The following is a 1,196-nucleotide window of genomic DNA, read 5'->3' as shown; positions in this document are numbered from 1 at the left end:
ATACATAAAAGTACCCGAGAGGGCAGACCTTTTTTAAATGTCTACTCTATCGGGTACAGTTTAAATATCTGGCCGACCTTATAATACGAACGGGTGCTTTACTTGAATAAGAACAACATAAGAATCTAAAATCAGGTGTGAAATTTGAGAGTGGCAAAAATGGTTGTGTTTATGTTTTCTTGCAAATACTTTTATAAAATGTTAAACTTTAGAAGAATTATTTTTGTTCGGTGTAAAGGATAGTATAAGATTAACTTTTCGTCTTGATGATCACTGAGTGCAAGGATAGTAACACATTGTGTGCAAAGCACACAGCAGGAGGAAACAAAATGGAACAAGGTAAAGTAAAATGGTTTAACGCAGAAAAAGGTTTCGGATTCATCGAGCGTGAAGGCGGAGAAGACGTATTCGTTCATTTCTCAGCGATCCAAGGCGAAGGTTTTAAATCTTTAGACGAAGGTCAAACAGTTACTTTTGACGTTGAGCAAGGTCAACGTGGAGCTCAAGCAGCTAACGTGCGTAAAGCTTAATAATAAGAACAAAATAAAGCAGGCTCTTAATTGAGTCTGTTTTTTATTTTTTCTTTTAAAACAAGGAGCCCCACTCTCGAATGAGTAGGGCACATGTAAACATGTAAACAAGTAAATCAAATGGTAAACAAAGTGTATCACATAATCAAAAATTCTCCTAATTATCTTTGAATAAAAATTTAAAAGTGCTTTTGTAGAGAGTGGCTAAAATTTTCACTCTTTTTTTGTGTATGCTAGGTGGATATATCGAGAGTAACATATTTTATTTCATAGATGGGGAACGGTCAGAAAGGCTGTCGTAATAGCTTATTCTCCAGAAGAAATGAAAAGTTTAGTTTGAAAACTGTATAAGAATTTAATTATTGATGATATGGGATTACAATCAGGAGAAATTTCGTTTGAGACAACAGAATTATTGTAAAATAAGGCTACATCTTTTTTGCTTTTTAACAATGAAATCGTCTTAATCTATGAAACTAACGGAGCAGGTTATTTTTAAGAAAATAAGATATAAGGGAATTTATTGGCTTAAGGGGTTATAATGGCTCACAATTTATATATCTAAGCCTACATCACTTATGGAGTAACTTGAAACACCCAGATTTCTTATGCTGCTTATCCCCAATAAAAATAAGCATCCGATTATTCGGATGCATACTTAATTAT

General features: G+C 33.4%; 1 protein-coding gene. It reads left to right on the top strand.

The window, feature by feature from the left end; all coding sequences use genetic code 11:
• Positions 1 to 329 precede the first annotated feature (329 nt).
• Positions 330 to 530 (top strand): cold-shock protein, encoded by a 201-nt coding sequence (locus V7137_RS27830; protein WP_042463323.1) that lies wholly within the window; start codon positions 330 to 332, stop codon positions 528 to 530.
• The last annotated feature ends 666 nt before the right edge of the window (positions 531 to 1,196 follow it).

Source organism: Neobacillus drentensis (assembly GCF_036962765.1).
Taxonomy (GTDB): Bacteria; Bacillota; Bacilli; order Bacillales; family Cytobacillaceae; genus Neobacillus; species Neobacillus drentensis_C.
Note: the sequence above shows the minus strand (reverse complement) of the source record. Positions and strands in the feature narration are given on the sequence as shown.

What these genes read in the sequence shown, in the direction of transcription:
- V7137_RS27830 (WP_042463323.1), top strand. Translation starts at nt 330, where the DNA reads ATGGAACAAGGTAAAGTAAAATGGTTTAACGCAGAAAAAGGTTTCGGA.